Source organism: Streptomyces sp. NBC_00989 (genome assembly GCF_045162655.1).
GTDB lineage: Bacteria > Actinomycetota > Actinomycetes > Streptomycetales > Streptomycetaceae > Streptomyces.
On record NZ_CP108728.1, the window covers coordinates 7,446,829 to 7,462,455 of the forward strand.

Sequence of the window (15,627 nt, forward strand, 5' to 3'; positions counted from 1 at the left end):
TCGGAAGGCACGGTGGATCACCACCGTGCGGATCAGGTTTCACCGAAGGGCTCCTCATGACCGCCACCACCGTCCAGTCCGTCTCCCGTACCGCCAAGGTCGTCCTGATCACCGGCGCGAGCAGCGGTATCGGCGAGGCCACGGCCCGGCTGCTGGCCGCGGCGGGGCACCGGGTGTTCCTCGGCGCGCGGCGAGCCGACCGCCTCGCCGCCGTGGCCAAGGACATCCAGGCGGCCGGGGGTACGGCCGACCACCACGAGCTGGACGTGACCAGCCTGGAGAGCGTGCAGGCTTTCGTCCGGGCCGCGCGGGAGTCGTACGGACGGGTCGACGTGCTCGTCAACAACGCGGGCGTGATGCCCCTGGCGATGCTGGAGGCCCTGAAGGTCGACGAGTGGAACCGCATGATCGACGTGAACATCCGCGGTGTGCTGCACGGCATCGCCGCCGTGCTGCCCGTCATGCGCGAGCAGGGCGCGGGACACATCGTGAACGTCGCCTCCGTCGCCGGGCACCGCGTCGATCCGACCGCGGCCGTCTACTGCGCCACCAAGTACGCGGTCCGCGCCATCTCCGAAGGGCTGCGGCAGGAGAGCCGCGACCTGCGCGTCACCGTGGTCAGCCCCGGCTTCACCCGCACCGAACTGACCGACAGCATCGGCGACTTGGGCATGCGCGCGGTCGCCGAGGACATGATGGGCATCGCGATCCCCGCGACGGCGATCGGCGAGGCGATCGTCTACGCCGTCAACCAGCCCGCGGACGTCGACGTCAACGAGATCGTCGTCAGGCCCACGGCGCAGGGCTGAAGTCCCGTCAGGGTCAGGGGAGTTGGCTGCCGGTCGGCGAAGCGGATGCCGACGGTGGCGGGTAACTCGGGTGCAGTGAGGCGGAGAGCGGGGCCAGCCCGGCGCACAACGACGTGGGGAACGCGGGCTCCGCGCGCCGGACGGCCTTGCAGCCGCCGGCCGCGCTCTCCGCCACCGGTGCCCAACCGGCGGGCTTCGCACGGAAGAACCAGCGGTCGCCCAGCTGGGACGAGCAGCCGGCCGGGGACGCGGTCGTGTCGCCGCAGACCGGGCCCGTACGCCAGGAGAAGTCGAGGACCAGCCATTTGCCGTCGCAGTGCTCGGAGTTGAGGTAGGTGTGCTCGGGGGCGTCGGCCGCCATCAGCGCCTGCTGGTAGGAGGCGCTGGTGCAGCCGGTGGCCGGCGGGTGGCAGCCGAGCTCCCCGCACAGCCGCAGTGCGGGCAACTTGGCGCCGTCGGTGGTGAATTGGGTGTCGTTGTCGATGACCAGCTTCTGGTCGCCCAAGCGCTCGGGCAGCCGGAGTCGCGTCGTGGCCGTACGTTCCCCGGTGCAGCCGGAGCGCCTGTCGCCCGATGGTGAGGAGAGGGTGATCTGGACCCACACGGTGTTGTTCTCGGCGGCGGTGACCGCGGCCCTGAGCGCCCGCACGCAGGGCCGCTTGCCGTCGGGGACCCGGGCGGTCAGGGTCAACGTCCGCTGATCGTCGGCCAGTTGGGCAGCCGTGACCCTGAAGGGCTCCGTGGTGGTCCAGGGGATCGGCCCGGTCGGCGTCGCGCCGTCCGCGCCGCCCGCGACCTGCCTGCCGCAGGCACCGAGAAGCAGTACGGCTACGGCGCAGAGGGCGGCGACCACGGCCGCCCCGCGAGTTCTGTCCGGTCCCACGAGCGCTCAATCCCCCCGGGTCGCTCCGACGTCGACTCCGGCCCGTCCAAGGGCGGGTGTCACGTACGGGCCTCAAGTACGCCCACCAATATAGGTAGTTCAGTACAGGGAGTTCAGCGCGCGGTGACCCAGTCCGCCACCGTCGTCACCTCGGCCTGCATCGGGAACACCTTCTCCGTGAGGACCCGGTGGACCTCCGGGTCGTTGTCGAGGCAGCCGTCGGACAGGACGGTGAGGGTGAAGTCCAGGTCGGCGGCCTGGCGGAGGGTGGACAGGACGACGCCGCTGGTGGCGATGCCCGTCAGGACCAGGTGGTCGACGTCGTTCGCCCGCAGGACCATGTCGAGGTCGCTGCCCGCGAACGCGCTGACGCGGCGCTTGGTGACGACGATGTCGCCGGGTCCGGGGGCCACATCCGGGTGAACGTCGTTGGCCGGGCCGGCGGGGGCGCCCGCGAGCCTGCCGAACAGCTTGTTGCGGGGGCTGATCTCCGGGGCGCCGGGGCGGAATCCGACGGTCACGTAGATCACACGGACGCCGCTCGCGCGGGCCGCGTCGATCGCCTTGCGCAGGCGCGGCAGATAGGCCGGGTCGGGGTAACGGTCCACGATCATGCGCTGGACGTCCATGACGAGAAGGGCTTGCTCGGACACCGCGGTCCTTTCGTACGGGGGAGATGGCGGGGGAGAGGCGGGCCAAGTCAACAGGTGATTGCTTGCCTGACGCAACTATGCCTTATGGGTGCCGGGAGATCGGACACCAACTCGTCACCGCCCGCGAGGAGTTCGTCCGGAACTTCGTCAACTGGGCGGCGGAGAGATCGGGTTCACGCCGGTGCATGGTCGTCGCGGGGGTCGGCGTGATCCCCGCCTACGCCCGCCCCAGTGACCCCTACCCTTGACCGATGCCTGAACTCATCCTGCCCGACGCCCGGTTCCGGGTCTCCTTCCTGGACGCCGTGTACGAGCACATCGTCGAGGACGACTTCTTCGGGGGCACTCTCGCGCGTGAACTGCGGGAGCACGGCAGCACCTGGCGGCAGCCGGCGGGGTTCGCGCGGTACGTCGAGGCGGTGCGTGAGGAGGAGTCGGAGGACGGGCGCCGGCCCGAGGGGTTCGTGCCGAACACCTGGTACTGGTACGTGGACGGCGACACCTACCTCGGCCGGATCCAGATACGGCACAGGCTCACTTCATGGCTCCTCGACTACGGCGGCCACATCGGGTACGGCGTCCGGCCGGGTGCCCGTCGCCGCGGGCACGCGACCGCGATGCTCCGCGACGTCCTGCCGTACGCTCGGGCACTCGGCCTGGATCCGGTCCTCGTGACCTGTGATGCCACCAACATCGCGTCCCGCAAGGTGATCGAGGCCGGTGGCGGGAAGTTCGAGGACGAGCGGGACGGGAAATTGCGGTACTGGATCCGGACCCGGACGGGGAGCTGAGGCGTCTTGCCCGGTATGGACGCCCCCAGGAAATTCGAGAAGCCGCCCGCGCGGCCGTCGCCGCAGTCGCCCGAGGGATGTCTCGCCGTCGCGATCCGCGTCCCGGTGCGCATCGTCGTGCTCGTGCTGGTCGTGCCGGTGCGACTGGTTTGGGACGCGCTGGTGGTCGGCGGACGGTTCCTGTACCGGACCGTGCTGCGGCCGGTGGCGCGCGCGGTGTTCGTGTGGCCGTGGGTGGCGCTGTGGCGGTACGTCGTCGTGCCGCTCGCCAAGGCGCTCGGCTGGCTCACCAACCTCCTTGTCCTTGTACCGCTGGTCTGGCTGTACCGGTACGTGTTCACCCCGGTCGGGCACGGTCTCGCCTGGGCCGCCCGGCAGGTCGGGGGCGGGCTGGTGTGGGTCTACGCGCGCCTGCTCACTCCCGTAGGGCACGCGTGCGCGTGGATCGCGGGCGGGGTGGCCGCCGGGGTGGCGTGGGTCGTCGGCGGGGTGGCCGCCGGTCTGACCTGGCTCGGGCGTTACCTGTTCGTCGTGCCCGCCGGGTGGCTGTACGCGTGGGTCCTGGCGCCGGTCGGGCGCGCGATCGCCTGGTGCGGGCGGGGACTTCTGTGGCTGCTGAAGGCGATCGGTACCGGTGTCGGGTTCGTCCTCTACTGGACCGCCCGGATTCTCCTCGTCCTGCCCGCCATCGGCCTCTGGCGCTGGGTGCTGACACCGGTCGGGCGCGTGCTCGCCGTCGTCGGGCGGGAGGTCCGGGACGCCCTCGGGCACGCCTGGCGGATCGCCGGGCACATCTCGCTCGCCGTGGGGCGGGTCCTCGGGACCCTCTTCCGGTGGATCTTCGTCGAGCCCGTGACCTGGGTGTACCGGACGGTTCTCACCCCGGTCGGACACGTCGTACGGGACCTGGTGCTGCGGCCCGCCGCCGAGGCCGCGCGCGCTGTGGGACGGGTCACCCGGCAGGTGCTGACCGCCGCGCGCGACTCCGCCCGGCAGGCTCGCGCCGACTTCCGGCGGATGGTCTTCGGCGAGCCCCGGCAGCCCGAGCCGGTGGAGCTGCGGGAACCGACGGGCGACGACACACGTACTCTTGGTAGAAGTACGACCGTTCTCACGAAGGACTAGGACACTGGGCAAGCGACAGCCCGAAGGCCCGCCGCCCGCACCCGCGGTGCAGCGCATCCGACTGCGCTACACCAAGCGCGGCCGCCTCCGGTTCACCAGCCACCGAGACTTCCAGCGCGCCTTCGAGCGTGCGCTGCGCCGCGCCGAGGTGCCGATGGCGTACTCGGCGGGGTTCACGCCGCATCCGAAGGTGTCGTACGCCAATGCCGCACCCACCGGCACGGGCAGTGAGGCGGAATACCTGGAGATCGCGCTCACCGCCGAGCGCGACCCCGACAAGCTGCGCGAGCTGCTCGACGAGTCGATGCCCGTCGGGCTCGACATCATCGACGCGGTCGAGGCCCGGACCTCCGGGCTCGCCGACCGGCTCACGGCTTCCGTGTGGGAGCTGCGGCTCGACGGAGTGGCGCCCGAGGACGCCGAGCGCGCGGTGGCCGCTTTCAACGCGGCCGAGAGCGTCGAGGTCCAGCGCATGGCCAAGAACGGCATGCGGACGTTCGATGCCCGACCCGCCGTAGCGCATCTAGAGGCGGTTGGTCCACAGGCTGATAGGCCTACCGACCAGGCCTGTGCGATACTGCGGCTGGTTGTTCGGCACGTGACGCCTGCCGTTCGACCCGACGACGTCCTGTCCGGTCTTCGCGCCGTGGCCGACCTGGCGCCGCCGGTCGCCCCAGCGGTGACCAGGCTGGCGCAGGGGCTGTTCGATGAAGAGACCGGCACGGTGACCGACCCGCTCGCGCCCGACCGCGAGGCAGCAGTGACCGGGAACACCACGGTCGCCGAAGCTGCCGCCGCGAAGGCGCCGGCGTAGGGAAGTTCCGCGTAGGACGGACGTCGTAGCGTCGCCCTCGGACTCGGGAGCCACCTGGGTCGGGCAGCGCACCGACCACAAGACTTTCGCCAGGCCGTCCGCATCTGGGCGTACGGAACCGGCGAGACAGGACACAGAGAGCTCCCGTGCGGCGCCCGCGCCCCGGACGGCGGCACCGCGCAACGCGCGAGCCGCGGACGTCACCGGCATCCCTGCCGGACCAGGCGCGGCGCCCGGGAGCCTGACGGGAGAAACGCCCGCATGCTCGAACCGACCGAACCCACCGAGGGTTCCGAACCGACCACCCCGAGCGACACGCTGCCGCCGCGCCGCAGGCGCCGCGCCGCGTCTCGCCCAGCGGGACCGCCGACCGCCGCCGAGGGCGCGGTCGAGAACAGCGCTCCGGCCATACCGGCCGACGTGAGCGACGAGAAGCAGGACGAGAACGCCGAGGTCACCGCGCCCGTCGCGGCCGAGGTGACCGAAGTGGCTGCCGAGGCTCCTGCCGCCGTAGAGGAAGCCGCGCCCGCCGGGCGTACGCGTCGGCGTGCCACTCGGCGGGTCTCCGCGCCCGCCGGTGCGCCCGAGGCGAGTGAGGTGCCCGAGGCTGCCGAGATCGTGGTGCCGGCCGTTGCCGCCGCCGCGCCCGCCGCCGTCGAGGAGACCGCGCCGCCCGTGGAGTCCGACGAGGATGCCGCTCCGCGGCGTACCCGCCGTCGCGCCACGCGCCGGGTGACCGCGCCCGAGACCGTTGCCCCGGCTGCCGTGGTGGAGCCGGTGGAGGAGCCCGAGGCCGCGCCCGTCGTCGCCGAGGAACCCGCAGTCGTAGCGGAAGAGGCTGCTGCGCCCGCCGGGCGTACGCGTCGGCGTGCCACCCGGAAGGTGTCCGCGCCCGCCGGTGCGCCCGAGGCGAGTGAAGTGCCCGAGGCCGCCGAGAGTGCTGAAGCCACCGCAGTGACCGAAGAAGTGACCGAAGGTTCCGCGGCTGCCGCGTCCGATGAGGATGCCGCTCCGCGTCGGAGCCGTCGTCGCGCCACGCGCCGTGTGTCCGCGCCTGCCGGGACGCCCGTGGGCGAGGAGGCCCCTGTGAACGACGAGACCACCGCGGACACCGCGGACACGAACACCGCTGCCGAGGTTCCCGCCGAGGACTCGGGGCCGCGACGTCGGCGCCGGGCCGTGCGGACCGCAGCCGGAGGGTTCTCCGCGCCCGCGCCCAAGAACGGGAACAGCGCCGAGGAGGAAGACGGGCCGCGTCGGCCGAGGCGGCCCGCTGTCGCCGTGTTCCAGGCGCCCGTCTTCACCGAGCCGATGTTCCAGACCCCGGAGCGGGCCGCCGCGGCCGCCGCCGCCGAGGCCGTGGAGGACGACGAGGAAGAGGTCGTCGTCGTAGCGGAGCCAGTGGCCGTGGAGGTTGTCGAGGAGGAGACCGGCGGACGTCGTCGGCGTCGTCGCCGGGGGGCCGCCTTCGAGGCCGAGCCCGAGGCGCCCGCCGTCGTCGAGGCCGTCGCCGTGGAGGAGGAGCCCGAAGAGGCCGACGAGGCCGAGGACTCCGCCGACGGTGACGAGACCGAGGAGCCCGGTTCGCGCCGCCGCCGTCGGCGTGGTGGCCGGCGTCGTCGCCGTGGCGAGTCCGCCACCGGTGAGGACGAGGGCGAGGACGGCGAGGAGTACGCCGCCGAGCAGGCCGCGCAGGACTCCGAGGACACCGCCGAGCAGGTCGAGGAGGACGCCGAGGAGGCGGACGACGACCAGGGCGGTTCCGGGTCCAGCAGCAGCCGTCGTCGGCGCCGTCGGCGTCGTCGCGCCGGTGACTCGGGCGGCGAGAGCGAGACGCCCGCGTCGGCCGACGACCCCGAGCGCACCGTCGTCAAGGTCCGCGAGCCGCGCGCCAAGAAGGACGAGCACCCGAGCGACGAGGTGCAGTCCATCAAGGGCTCCACGCGTCTTGAGGCCAAGAAGCAGCGCCGCCGCGAAGGCCGCGAGCAGGGCCGTCGACGCGTCCCGATCATCACCGAGGCCGAGTTCCTGGCCCGCCGCGAGGCCGTCGAGCGTGTGATGGTCGTCCGGCAGAGCGGTGAGCGCACGCAGATCGGCGTCCTGGAGGACGGCGTGCTCGTCGAGCACTACGTCAACAAGGAGCAGTCGACCTCGTACGTCGGCAACGTCTACCTGGGCAAGGTCCAGAACGTGCTGCCCTCCATGGAGGCCGCGTTCATCGACATCGGCAAGGGACGCAACGCCGTCCTGTACGCCGGTGAGGTCAACTTCGAGGCGCTCGGCATGGCCAACGGGCCGCGCCGCATCGAGTCCGCCCTGAAGTCCGGCCAGTCGGTCCTCGTGCAGGTCACCAAGGACCCGATCGGGCACAAGGGCGCGCGTCTGACCAGCCAGGTCTCCCTCCCGGGGCGCTACCTCGTGTACGTCCCCGAGGGCTCCATGACCGGCATCAGCCGCAAGCTGCCCGACACCGAGCGGGCCCGGCTGAAGACCATCCTCAAGAAGATCGTCCCCGAGGACGCGGGCGTCATCGTGCGCACCGCCGCCGAGGGCGCGAGCGAGGACGAGCTGAGCCGTGACGTCGAGCGCCTCCAGGCGCAATGGGAAGACATCCAGAAGAAGGCGAAGGGCGGCGGCGGCTCGAACGCGCCGACTCTGCTGTACGGCGAGCCGGACATGACCGTCCGCGTCGTGCGCGACATCTTCAACGAGGACTTCACCAAGGTCATCGTCAGCGGCGACGAGGCGTGGGACACCATCCACGGCTACGTCGCGCACGTCGCCCCCGACCTCGCCGACCGGCTCTCCCGCTGGACCTCCGAGGTCGACGTCTTCGCGACGTACCGCATCGACGAGCAGCTGATGAAGGCGCTGGACCGCAAGGTCTGGCTGCCCAGCGGCGGTTCGCTGGTCATCGACAAGACCGAAGCGATGATCGTGATCGACGTCAACACCGGCAAGTTCACCGGTCAGGGCGGCAACCTCGAAGAGACCGTGACCAGGAACAACCTGGAGGCGGCCGAGGAGATCGTGCGCCAGCTGCGGCTGCGCGACCTGGGCGGCATCGTCGTCATCGACTTCATCGACATGGTCCTGGAGTCCAACCGGGACCTCGTCCTTCGGCGGCTCCTGGAGTGCCTGGGACGCGACCGTACGAAGCACCAGGTCGCCGAGGTCACCTCGCTGGGCCTGGTCCAGATGACCCGCAAGCGCGTCGGACAGGGCCTGTTGGAGTCCTTCTCCGAGACCTGCGTCCACTGCAACGGCCGCGGTGTCATCGTGCACATGGAGCAGCCGACCTCGGTCGGTGGCGGCGGCAAGCGCAAGCGGCGCGGGCGCGGTGGTGACGGGACCGGGCAGGACGTCCACGACACCCACGAGCACGACCACGAGCACGATGTGGCCGACGACGAGGTCGAGACCGAGGCCGAGGTCGCCGCCGAGGTCGCCACGCCGGTTCCGTTCGCCGAGCCCGAGTTCCGGCCCGACGAGGACCTGTACAGCAGCGCCGCCGAGGCGGAGGCCGCGGCCACCCGTGGTGGGCGTTCGCGGCGCCGGACGAGCCGGCGGGCGTCAGCTCCGGCCGGTGCGCCGAGGGGCGAGCGGCAGTCGCGCGAGGTGCGTGAGGAGGCCGAGCCGGCCGCCGTCGCGCAGGCCGAACCCGTCGCCGTGGAAGACCCGGTCGTCGAGGCGCCCGTGGTTCAGGAGACCCCGGCGTCCGCGCCGGTCGTCGAGGCTCCGGTGGTCGACGACGCGGCGCCCAAGGGGCGTACGCGGCGTCGGGCGACCCGTAAGGCGACCGCGCCCGCGGGTTCGCCTGCCGGGTCCGAGGAGGCCGCCGTGGTGACGGTCACCGAGGCCGTCGCGCCGGTCGTCGTCGAGACGCCCGCGCCCGTCGAGCAGCCCGAGGCGCCCGCCGAGAGCGCGGCTCCGGCCCGCCCGCGGCGTCGTGCCGTGCGCAAGGCCACCGCGCCCACCGCGTCCGAGGAGGCGGCCGTCACGGTCGTACCGTCGGCCGTGGTGGAGGAAGTGCCGGTCGCCGAGGCCGAGGTCGAGGCGGACGCTCCGGCCAAGAAGACGGCCGCGCGCAAGGCTGCCAAGAAGGCCCCGGCGAAGAAGGCGGTCGCCAAGAAGACGGCGGCCACCAAGACCGCGGCCAAGAAGACGGCCGCGAAGAAGACGACGGCCAAGAAGGCCGCCAAGACCACGTCGAAGAAGACCGCGGCGGCGGAGCAGACGAGCCCGTCCTCCGTCACCGCCTCCACCGACGAGGGCTGAACCCCGGGCGGGTGCGGCTGGTCCATGTGACCAGTCGCACTCCCCACCGGGCCCGGTTTGACCCGTTCGGCTGCGGCCCCGTAACCTTGACTGTCGGCGTGTCCACTGGTGACACGCCACATCCCCGTAAACCTCTTCCTCCCGGGCGTGTTCCGCCGGGAGAGGCCGTCTGCTCGTGCAGGGCGGCTGGACTGCGGGGGTGCCGTCCCTGAGCTAGAGAGTGAGATCAGCGTGTACGCCATCGTGCGCAGCGGTGGTCGCCAGCACAAGGTTGCTGTCGGCGACATCGTTGAGGTTGACAAGATTTCCACTGCCAAGGTTGGCGACACGGTCGAGCTCTCGACCCTGCTCGTTGTCGACGGCGACGCTGTGACCAGCGACCCGTGGGTGCTGGCCGGCATCAAGGTCCAGGCCGAGATCGTGGACCACCACAAGGGCGTCAAGATCGACATCCTTCGCTACAAGAACAAGACCGGCTACCGCCGTCGTCAGGGCCACCGCCAGCAGTACACGGCGATCAAGGTCACTGAGATCCCCGCGGCTGCGAAGTAAGGGACTGAGGAGACATGGCACACAAGAAGGGCGCATCGTCCACCCGGAACGGTCGCGACTCCAATGCCCAGCGGCTCGGCGTGAAGCGCTTCGGCGGTCAGGTCGTCAACGCTGGTGAGATCCTGGTCCGCCAGCGCGGCACCCACTTCCACCCCGGTTCGGGCGTCGGCCGTGGCGGCGACGACACGCTGTTCGCGCTGAACGCCGGTGCGGTGGAGTTCGGTACCCACCGTGGCCGCAAGGTCGTGAACATCGTTCCGGTCGCCTGAAGCATCAGGTAGCTGAATCAGGCAACTGATCGGAAGCTTTCGCGAGGCGGACCTCACTTCCCTTCCGGGAAGCGGGTCCGCCTTTCGCGTGTTGAACAAGAGACATAGCTGAACCAAGAGACATCGCTGTACGTAACTGGAGGCACATCCCATGACCACCTTCGTGGACCGCGTCGAGCTGCATGTCGCCGCGGGTAACGGAGGCCACGGCTGTGCCTCCGTCCACCGTGAGAAGTTCAAGCCGCTCGGCGGCCCGGACGGCGGCAACGGCGGAAGGGGTGGGGATGTCATCCTCATCGTCGACCAGTCCGTGACCACGCTGCTCGACTACCACCATTCCCCGCACCGCAAGGCCACCAACGGCAAGCCCGGCGAGGGCGGCAACCGCTCCGGCAAGGACGGCCAGGACCTGGTCCTGCCGGTGCCGGACGGCACGGTCGTGTTCGACGGCGCGGGCAACGTGCTCGCCGACCTGGTCGGCCACGGCACCTCCTACATCGCCGCGCAGGGCGGCCGGGGCGGCCTCGGCAACGCGGCCCTGTCCTCGGCCCGCCGCAAGGCCCCCGGTTTCGCGCTGCTCGGTGTGCCCGGTGACCTCCAGGACATCGTGCTGGAGCTGAAGACGGTCGCCGACGTCGCCCTCGTGGGCTACCCGAGCGCCGGCAAGTCCTCGCTGATCTCCGTGCTGAGCGCGGCCAAGCCGAAGATCGCCGACTACCCGTTCACGACGCTGGTCCCGAACCTCGGCGTGGTGACCGCAGGCGAGACCGTCTACACCATCGCCGACGTGCCCGGTCTCATCCCCGGCGCCAGCCAGGGCAAGGGTCTCGGCCTGGAGTTCCTGCGCCACGTCGAGCGGTGCAGCGTCCTCGTGCACATCCTGGACACCGCGACGCTGGAGTCCGAGCGCGACCCGATCTCCGACCTCGACATGATCGAGGAGGAGCTGAAGCAGTACGGCGGCCTCGACCGGCGTCCGCGGATGGTCGTCCTGAACAAGATCGACGTACCGGACGGCAAGGACCTGGCCGAGATGGTGCGGCCGGATCTGGAGGCGCGTGGCTACCGCGTCTTCGAGGTGTCGGCCGTCGCTCACACGGGACTGCGTGAACTGTCCTTCGCCATCGCGGAGTTCGTCGCCGCGTCGCGTGCCGCGAAGCCGAAGGAGGAGGCGACCCGGATCGTCATCCGCCCGAAGGCGGTCGACGACAGCGGCTTCACCGTCGTACAGGAGGAGGACGGTCTCTTCCGCGTGCGCGGCGAGAAGCCCGAACGCTGGGTCCGCCAGACCGACTTCAGCAACGACGAGGCCGTCGGCTATCTCGCCGACCGGCTCAACCGTCTCGGTGTCGAGGCGTCGCTGATGAAGGTCGGCGCCCGCTCCGGCGACGGCGTCGCCATCGGTCCCGAGGACAACGCGGTCGTCTTCGACTGGGAGCCGACCGTCATGGCCGGTGCGGAGATGCTGGGCCGGCGTGGCGAGGACCACCGGCTCGACGAGCCGCGGCCGGCGACGCAGCGGCGTCGGGACAAGCAGGCCGAGCGGGACGAGGCGACCCAGGAGTTCGAGGAGTTCAAGCCCTTCTGAACGACCTGCGCGGCGCGGCCTTCCGGCGACCGGAACTGTGCGGTGACCGGAGCTGTGCGATGCCTGTTCGGCCGGCGGGCTGACCGCACGGCTCGGCGGGGTGACTGCCCGTCGAACGGGGTGCCGGTCGCCGGCCGTGGCGGCTGCGTGGCTGGCGCGGCGGCTGCCGGTCGGGTGTGGTGACCGGTGGCATAGCCGTTTGCCCGGCGTGGCAGCTGCCTGCCCGGCGCGGTGGTTGTCCGTCGTGGCCAGGTGACTGTCTGTCGGGTGTGGTGATCGGTCGACCGGTGGGACGGCCGTTTGCCCGGCGTGGTGACCGCCCGTCCGGCGTGGCGGCTGTCCGTCCCGGCCAGGTGACTGTCCGTCGGGTGCGGGGACCGGTCGACCGATGGGACGGCCGCCTGCCCGGCGTGGCGGCTGCCTGTTCGGCCCAATGGCCGCTCGCCCCGGCGGAGTTGATCGTCCGCCAAGCATGCTGGCCGTCCGGCGCGGCGGCTGTCCGCCCTGGCCAGGTGACTGTCCGTCGGCTGCGGGGGACTGGTCGACTGGTGGGACGGCCGTTTGCCCGGCGTGGCGACCGCCCGTCCGGCGTGGTGGCTGCCTGTCCGGTGCAATGGCCGCCCGCCCCGGCGGAGTTGATCGCCCGTCAGGCACGTCGACCGTCCGGCCCGGCATGACGACCGTTCGCCCCGCGCGTCGCTCACCCGCCCAGCGCGTCGCTCACCCGTCCCGCGCGACGGTGTCCCACCCTGCGCGCCGATCGTCCGTCCGGCGTGAAGATCATTCACCGGCGTGACCAAACTGGCTGAGACCCGTTGCTCTCGGAGTAACGGGTCTCTTGCTGTGCGCTCATTTGTCATGGACGCGATACTTACTGTTCAACGGGCGGGACTCCGCGCACTGTGAGGCTTCCAAGTGACCCAAGAGGCCAACGTCGCAAGGGAGTTCACCGATGACCGGAGCCGTATCACCCGATCGACGACGTTTTCTCGCGGCCGGCGCGGCGGTGCTGGGAGCCGCCGCCTCCGCCCAGCTCTGGCTGCCGACCACCGCCCGAGCTGCCGAAACCCCGCTGCCCGACGGTGTGTTCAGCCTCGGCATCGCCTCCGGCGACCCGCTGCCCGACGGCATCGTGCTGTGGACGCGGCTCGCACCGGACCCGCTGAACGGCGGCGGGATGCCGGACCAGGTGGTCCCCGTGGAGTGGGAAATCGCGGAGGACGAACGCTTCAGAAAGCACGTGCGCCGCGGAATCGCGCCCGCCCGGCCCGAGTACGGGCACAGCGTTCACGTGGATGTACGGGGACTGCGGCCGGGCCGTGACTACTGGTACCGCTTCCGTGTCAGCGGGCAGATCTCCGCCACCGGCCGCACCCGCACCGCGCCCCACGCGAGCAGCTCCGGCGGCCGGCTGCGCGTCGCGCTCGCCTCCTGCCAGAACTGGCAGAACGGCTACTTCACGCCGTACGCCGACATGCTGTCCCAGGACCCCGACTTCGTGCTCTTCGTCGGCGACTACATCTACGAGTCGGCGCCGTCGAACGCGGGGCCGCGCCGACACGAGGGGACCGGGGAGCCGTACAGCCTCGTGCAATATCGCAATCGGTACGCGCAGTACCGGAGTGATCCCGACCTCCTCGCCATGCATGCCAACAGCCCCTGGGTCGTGACCTTCGACGACCACGAGGTGGACAACGACTGGGCGGGGGAGATCCCGCAGGACCCCGCCCAGCAGTCGCACGACGCGTTCGTCGCGCGGCTGACGGCGGCCTTCCAGGCGTACTACGAGCACATGCCGGTGCGCGCGACCGCAGTACCGAACGGGCCGCACATCCAGATGTACCGTCGGCTGGAGTTCGGTCGGCTGATGCGGCTCAACGTCCTCGACACCCGGCAGTTCCGCAGCGACCAGGCGACCACGCAGGCCGGCGCCGAGGACCCGTCGATGACGATGATGGGCGCCGGGCAGAAGGAGTGGCTGCTGAAGGGGCTGCGCCACTCGCCCGCGCGCTGGAACGTCATCGCCTCGCAGATCATGATGGCCGAGACGGACATCCTGCTCGGCGCGGGCAAGCAGTGGTTCTACGACGCCTGGGACGGCTACCAGGCCGAACGCAACGCCCTGCTGGAGGACTTCAAGAGCGTCCGCAACCCCGTGGTGCTCAGCGGCGACCGGCACCTCACGATGATCAGCGACCTCAAGGAGGACTTCGCCGACCCGGACTCCGACGTCGTCGGCGCCGAGTTCGTCGGCACGTCCATCTCCAGCAACGGCGACCAGGACCAGGCCGCCTTCCACGCCCAGTGGGACCCGCTGATGGCGGACAACCCGCACTGGAAGGTGATCGACGCCCACCGCGGCTACCACCTGTTCGACATCCGGCGGGACGGCATCGACGCGCAGGTGAGGGTCGTGGACACCGTGCTCAAGCCCACGGCCGTGCCCAGTACCTACGCCTCGCTCCGGGTGGAGGCGGGCGACCCCGGCGTCAGCGTGGTCTGAGTTCCGTGAAGTCTGTGTGACGCGTGAAGCCTGTGTGACGGGAGCCTGGGACTCATCTGTGTCCCAGGCTCCTCTCAGGTCAAACTCAGGAACAACTCTTACCGTCCGTTAACCATGGAGACGGATTGTATTGAGGAAGCGCTGCCCGTCGGGACCCGGCTGCTGCACATCGGCCCGCACAAGACCGGGACCACCGCGATCCAGGGCGCGCTGTTCGCCGCGAAGGACACGATGCCCGAGCACGGCGTCGACTTCCCCGCACACAGCAGGCACCCGATGGAAGCGGCCCTCGCGGCCTGCGCCCGGCCCGCGATGATGGGCGACACCGTGCCCACCGACAAGCACTGGACGCGCCTCCTCGACGCCGTGCGGGCCACCGGCGACCGCACCTCGGTGATCAGCAGCGAGTTCTTCGCCGACGCCGAGGACGACGAGACGATCGCCCGGATCGTGGAGCAGCTCGGCGGCGAGCGCGTGCACATCCTGATCACCCTGCGCCCGCTGGCGAAGATCATGCCCTCGCAGTGGCAGCAGTACGTGCAGAACGGCCTGCGCATGGGCTACGACAACTGGCTGGAGCACATGCTCCGCAAGGCGCCGTACGAGCAGCCCAACCCCAGCTTCTGGCGGCGGCACCGGCACGACCGGCTGGTCGAGCGCTGGGCCCGGGTCGTGGGTCCCGGGCGGGTCACCGTCGTCGTGGTCGACGACGGTGACCGGGAGGGGCTGCTGCGTACCTTCGAGACGCTGCTCGGGCTGCCCGCGAATCTCCTGCGGCCGGTTCCGGACGCCGCCAACCGTTCTCTCACCCTCGCCGAGACCGAAATGCTGCGGAGGCTCAACGTCGAATTCCGCGGAAATGGCCTCCCCGACGAGCTGTATTCCAAGCTCGTGCGCAACGGCGCCGTCATGCATATGAAGAATGCGTGCAGCCCGACCCCGCAGGACGTGAAGATCACCACGCCCCGGTGGGCACTGGAGGCGGCCGGCGCGATCGGCGCCGAGATGACCGGGACGATCGCCGCCACGGGCGTACGGGTCGTAGGGGACACCGCCCTGCTGTCGGCCGTGCCCGAGGGAGGCGGGAAGGCGCCCGGGGCGCCGCGGATCGCTCCCGAAGTGGCCGCGCAGGCGCTCTACGGGGCGCTCGCGGCGGTGGCCGCGGCGCCCGTGCGGCACAGTGCGCCGGCGAAGGCGCGGACGGTCCACCAGACGTCGTCGAAGGAACTCGTACGGGTTCTCGGTCACCGTTGTCTGAAGAGGCTCCGGCGGCGCTGAGTTCCGTCATCGCACGGTCACCGGCAGTGCAAGATGAATGACAGGTGTCGCGCGCCTATGCGGCGGAGGTCACTCGCCTTGCAC

The 15,627-nt window shown here is 71.0% G+C and carries 13 protein-coding genes; 11 read left to right on the forward strand and 2 right to left on the reverse strand.

The window, feature by feature from the left end; translation table 11 throughout:
* The first annotated feature begins 56 nt into the window (after positions 1-56).
* Complete coding sequence (locus tag OG714_RS33220) at positions 57-809, forward strand: SDR family oxidoreductase (RefSeq protein ID WP_406126562.1); 753 nt, start codon at positions 57-59, stop codon at positions 807-809.
* A 13-nt stretch (positions 810-822) separates the two neighbouring features.
* On the opposite strand, the gene OG714_RS33225 is transcribed toward OG714_RS33220, so the two are convergent.
* Together OG714_RS33225 and OG714_RS33230 are read right to left on the reverse strand one after the other, a co-directional pair.
* Positions 823-1,662 (reverse strand): hypothetical protein, encoded by an 840-nt coding sequence (locus OG714_RS33225; protein WP_406132047.1) that lies wholly within the window; start codon positions 1,660-1,662, stop codon positions 823-825.
* A gap of 143 nt (positions 1,663-1,805) precedes the next feature.
* Entirely contained in the window at positions 1,806-2,345 is a 540-nt protein-coding gene (locus OG714_RS33230) for a cysteine hydrolase family protein (protein WP_406126563.1), read from the reverse strand.
* A gap of 62 nt (positions 2,346-2,407) precedes the next feature.
* Here OG714_RS33230 and OG714_RS33235 point away from each other — a divergent pair, with 62 nt between their 5' ends.
* The 10 genes from OG714_RS33235 to OG714_RS33280 all read left to right on the forward strand — a co-directional run bounded on the left by OG714_RS33235 (position 2,408) and on the right by OG714_RS33280 (position 15,543).
* A complete protein-coding gene (locus OG714_RS33235) occupies positions 2,408-2,593 on the forward strand; it encodes a hypothetical protein (protein ID WP_406126564.1) in 186 nt (61 codons plus the stop codon).
* Positions 2,594-2,596: 3 nt separating this feature from the next.
* Entirely contained in the window at positions 2,597-3,136 is a 540-nt protein-coding gene (locus OG714_RS33240; RefSeq protein WP_406126566.1) for a GNAT family N-acetyltransferase, read from the forward strand.
* Positions 3,137-3,151: 15 nt separating this feature from the next.
* A complete protein-coding gene (locus OG714_RS33245) occupies positions 3,152-4,261 on the forward strand; it encodes a hypothetical protein (RefSeq protein WP_406126567.1) in 1,110 nt (369 codons plus the stop codon).
* Between the two features lie 46 nt (positions 4,262-4,307).
* Positions 4,308-5,075, forward strand: a complete 768-nt coding sequence (locus OG714_RS33250; RefSeq protein WP_406126569.1) for a TIGR03936 family radical SAM-associated protein — start codon at positions 4,308-4,310, stop codon at positions 5,073-5,075.
* Between the two features lie 261 nt (positions 5,076-5,336).
* Positions 5,337-9,353 (forward strand): Rne/Rng family ribonuclease, encoded by a 4,017-nt coding sequence (locus OG714_RS33255; RefSeq protein WP_406126571.1) that lies wholly within the window; start codon positions 5,337-5,339, stop codon positions 9,351-9,353.
* 231 nt (positions 9,354-9,584) lie between these two features.
* On the forward strand, positions 9,585-9,905 hold the full coding sequence (rplU, locus tag OG714_RS33260) for a 50S ribosomal protein L21 (protein ID WP_006374708.1): 321 nt from the start codon (positions 9,585-9,587) through the stop codon (positions 9,903-9,905).
* Positions 9,906-9,919: 14 nt separating this feature from the next.
* On the forward strand, positions 9,920-10,174 hold the full coding sequence (rpmA, locus tag OG714_RS33265) for a 50S ribosomal protein L27 (protein WP_019063244.1): 255 nt from the start codon (positions 9,920-9,922) through the stop codon (positions 10,172-10,174).
* A 151-nt stretch (positions 10,175-10,325) separates the two neighbouring features.
* Positions 10,326-11,762 carry a GTPase ObgE gene (gene obgE / locus OG714_RS33270; protein ID WP_406126573.1) on the forward strand — a complete coding sequence of 479 codons (1,437 nt, stop codon included), beginning with the start codon at positions 10,326-10,328 and terminating at the stop codon, positions 11,760-11,762.
* A 952-nt stretch (positions 11,763-12,714) separates the two neighbouring features.
* Entirely contained in the window at positions 12,715-14,265 is a 1,551-nt protein-coding gene (locus tag OG714_RS33275) for an alkaline phosphatase D family protein (protein WP_406126575.1), read from the forward strand.
* Between the two features lie 114 nt (positions 14,266-14,379).
* The gene (locus OG714_RS33280) at positions 14,380-15,543 is read left to right on the forward strand and encodes a hypothetical protein (RefSeq protein WP_406126576.1); all 1,164 of its coding nucleotides are present in this window, start codon (positions 14,380-14,382) and stop codon (positions 15,541-15,543) included.
* Positions 15,544-15,627: the final 84 nt, after the last annotated feature.